This is a genomic window from Intestinibacter sp., assembly GCF_051866655.1.
GTDB lineage: Bacteria > Bacillota > Clostridia > Peptostreptococcales > Peptostreptococcaceae > Intestinibacter.
Genome location: NZ_JBJDXL010000337.1, coordinates 1 through 3,456 on the forward strand (window position 1 = coordinate 1; position 3,456 = coordinate 3,456).

Annotated in this window: 4 protein-coding genes and 1 riboswitch; of the genes, 1 reads left to right on the top strand and 3 read right to left on the bottom strand. The window is 33.8% G+C overall.

The window, feature by feature from the left end; translation table 11 throughout:
• The 3 genes from ACI3VO_RS10005 to ACI3VO_RS10015 form a co-directional block, all read right to left on the bottom strand.
• On the bottom strand, nt 1-715 hold a 715-nt coding region (locus ACI3VO_RS10005), incomplete at its 3' end, for a leucine-rich repeat domain-containing protein (protein ID WP_439757785.1).
• On the bottom strand, nt 712-1,719 hold the full coding sequence (locus tag ACI3VO_RS10010; protein ID WP_439757786.1) for a FecCD family ABC transporter permease: 1,008 nt from the start codon (nt 1,717-1,719) through the stop codon (nt 712-714). The genes ACI3VO_RS10010 and ACI3VO_RS10005, both read right to left, overlap by 4 nt.
• 3 nt (nt 1,720-1,722) lie before the next feature.
• Nucleotides 1,723-2,472, bottom strand: a complete 750-nt coding sequence (locus ACI3VO_RS10015; RefSeq protein WP_439757787.1) for an Ig-like domain-containing protein — start codon at nt 2,470-2,472, stop codon at nt 1,723-1,725.
• A 182-nt stretch (nt 2,473-2,654) separates the two neighbouring features.
• Nucleotides 2,655-2,769, bottom strand: a riboswitch (molybdenum cofactor riboswitch).
• A 289-nt stretch (nt 2,770-3,058) separates the two neighbouring features.
• Between ACI3VO_RS10015 and ACI3VO_RS10020 the strand changes: the two genes are divergently transcribed.
• The gene (locus tag ACI3VO_RS10020) at nt 3,059-3,400 is read left to right on the top strand and encodes a hypothetical protein (protein ID WP_439757788.1); all 342 of its coding nucleotides are present in this window, start codon (nt 3,059-3,061) and stop codon (nt 3,398-3,400) included.
• Nucleotides 3,401-3,456 lie beyond the last annotated feature (56 nt).

Below are 3,456 nucleotides of genomic sequence, written 5' to 3' on the forward strand. Positions count from 1 at the left end.
GCCAGTTGTTGTCGCAGTTAAGTGTAGCCAAATCACCATTTTGACTGAGGTCCAAAGAGATCAGTTGGTTGTTGCTGCAGTTAAGATCCGTCAGGACGGTATCGCTGCTGACATCCAGATCCGACAGCTTATTATTGGAGCAGTTCAACTCCGACAACGCTGTGTTATTGCTGACATCCAGATCGACAAGATTATTACCGGAGCAGTTCAGCGTCTCCAACTGGGGATTATCATTGGCGTACAAATAGTTCAGCTGATGATCGCTGACATCCAGATCGGTCAGCTGATTGCCGGAGAAGTTCAGCTCCAACAGTGCTGTATTATTGCTGATACTCAGAGTGGTCAGCTGATTACCGGAGCAGTCCAGTTTCGACAGTGCTGTATCTTTGCTGATATCCAGCGTTGTCAGATTGTTATCATAACACAACAGATCCTCCAGTGCGGTATTCTCGCCTAGATTTAGCGTTTCCAACTTGTTATTGTAGCACCACATATAATGCAGTGCGGTGTTATTGCTGACATCCAGCGTGGTCAAATTGTTGTTGTGGCACCGCAGAGTCTCCAGTGCGGTATTTTTGCTGACGTCCAGCGTTGTCAGCTTGGTATCGTTGCAGTACAGAGTAACCAAACTCGTAAAGTACCCAATACCGGTCAGGTTCGAAATCTCTTTTTCATCATAAGAAAAGCTTATATTTTTTATGTCTAAGATACTCATTGCCAGTTAGCCCCCTTTGTTTTCTTTAATAGGTAGATAAAGAATGGTCCGCCAAATAGTGAAGTAATTATTCCAAGTGGTAGCTCAGCGCCTGTTAGAGTTCTACAGATAGTATCTACTATAAGCAAAAAGCTACTTCCTAATAATATAGTAGTCGGCATAAGTACTCTGTTGTCTGTTCCGATTATCATTCTACTTATATGAGGAATTACAAGGCCTACCCATCCTACAGAACCACTTACACAGACGGCTCCAGCTGTTGTCATAGTAGCGAATACTATTACTAGTATTTTATTTAAGGTTACATTTATACCTAGAGATTTTGCCTCCTTATCGCCCATAGAAAGTACGTTTAGGTTCCAGCCTAATAAACAAAGACCTATAGTTCCTACTACCATAGGAATACTGTAAAGTATAATGTCTTTGCTCACAGTAGAGCTCAAGCTACCCATAAGCCAAAATGTTATAGCTGGTAATTCATTGTAAGGGTCTGCAGTGTATTTAACTAATTGCAAAAGTGCTGAGAATATATTACTTATTACAGTACCTCCAAGGACTAGTGTTATGGCTGTAGTATTTTTATATACTCTACCTACAAAATAGCTAAGAGCAACTGCGAGTACACCAAATGTAAAAGCGAATACAGGTGTAAATATTGTACCTGAAAATAATACTATAGAAAGAGCAGCTCCAAATCCAGCTCCTGAAGATATCCCAAGTATCCCAGAAGAAACTAGTGGATTGTGGAATAGCGCTTGAAAGGCTGCCCCTGCTATTGCAAGAGAGCTTCCTACTAAAACAGCTAAGCACGCTCTAGGCAATCTTATACTCATTATAATTACATAGGTATCGTATGGAACCTCCACATTTCCGTTGAAAATACCTTTATATAAACATTTAGCTACTATATCAAGTGGGATTCTGACTCTCCCAATACAAATTGTTGCTACAAATAAAACTAATGTTGTGATAAATAAAATTAATATTTTATTGACTTTTTTCATGGTTTATTTAGTTTTTGATTTTTTATAGTAAACTCCAAAACCAATAATTAAAACAGCAACTACTGCTATTGCTATATAGATTGTTGTGTTATTTGATGTTGGATTTACTTGTTGATCATTTTCATTAGTTTTATTTTCGCTATCGTTGTTTTCGTTGCTATTGTCAGTTTTTTCATCGTTATTTTGATTGTCACTATCTTCAGTTTTATTGTCTTTATCTTCATCTTCGACTACTGCATCTGGATCGTATTCGTCTTTTGAAGATTTAGTCGAACTACTTGTTCCTGTAGTGAATTCTATTTCTATATCTGATTCTAGTTTACTTCCGCTTTTTGCAACTAAATCATCAGAAATCTCTAAAGTGTATTTAGAATCTTCTTTTAATGCTTTAGCAGGCTCTACGATTATTTGTCTTCTTCTGTCTAAATCTACTTGATCATCTGCCATTAAGATGTTTATTTTAACTGATTTACCGTCTGAGTCAGTTAGCTTGAAGCATTTTTCATTATCTTCCTTTACAAGTAGATTAACTACATTTTTATTGAAATCAAGAACTATGTAAGGCTCAAGACTGATGTCTGTGTCATCGTCTTGTATAGATTGGTTTAGAAGTTCAAGAGGCTTATTTTTACCTTGTCCATCTCCACCACCGCTACCATCTCCATTTCCGGCGAATACATTTACCGGAGATATGAGGATGATTAATAGAATTGACATGATTAATGTGATTAATTTAGACTGTGTCTTTTTCATTTATTATCTCTCCTTATTGTATTATTCTAAAAATATTTGTTATATTTTAGGAGATTTAATAAACGACCTAAAAAACTACTATATCAAGATAGAATAGTAGTTCTAATATTATATAAAAGTTTGAAATTTTCTATAAATAAATTGCTACTATTTTCCAAGATATTGTTTTAAGGTATTTATATATTGTTTATTTAAATCATCCTTTCCACAATGGGAGGTATATTTATTTCTAAATATACCCAGATCTAAAATCCATGGCATAGCTTTAGGAAGATAGATTCGGAAAATCGTTTAACAAATATTTCATATTATAATTATAAAATATAAAAATATTTATGTAAATGTATTCTTTTGCATGAATATAATTATTTTTATAAGATGGTAAGAATTTAAGTAAAACACGTAAGGACATGTTTTGTAATGTTATATATTAATAATGAGAGAAAGTAATATTATTTTGCTAATTAAATGATATTAAGTAATTGATTTTTATGGAGAAATTTTTCTTGTATAAGTTATATGTAGTTTAATATAGATGGAATTTTAAACTATAATATATTTAGAAGAGTTAGAAAGAGGGGATAATATGAACGTATTTAAAGAAATTAATAAAGAACTTATGAAGGAGGGGCAGTTTGAGTTAGTACCTGAATATCATTGTAATGACCGAATTAAGCTGTTAGAAAATTTGAGAAAGAATCGCATTCGTGAAAGCAGAATTAAAAATTGTAAGATTAAGCTTCAGGTTGGTCATTTTATAGATATCGATAGTTATTGCAGAAATAGATTAAAAAAACAAATAGAAGAAGCTCCAGAGGAAGAAAGAGCTACTATCGAGAGACAAAATCAAAAATATATAGATTTAACAGATGAAGAATTGACAGAGGATAAAATCATGGAAATAATAGGGGACACAGATTTAGATTAACTGATAGATAATTCTATTTTCGATACTTTCTCTATACACCACTATCTGAACAGGCT

What these genes read in the sequence shown, in the direction of transcription:
- ACI3VO_RS10010 (WP_439757786.1), bottom strand. Translation starts at nt 1,719, where the DNA reads ATGAAAAAAGTCAATAAAATATTAATTTTATTTATCACAACATTAGTT.
- ACI3VO_RS10015 (WP_439757787.1), bottom strand. Translation starts at nt 2,472, where the DNA reads ATGAAAAAGACACAGTCTAAATTAATCACATTAATCATGTCAATTCTA.
- ACI3VO_RS10020 (WP_439757788.1), top strand. Translation starts at nt 3,059, where the DNA reads ATGAACGTATTTAAAGAAATTAATAAAGAACTTATGAAGGAGGGGCAG.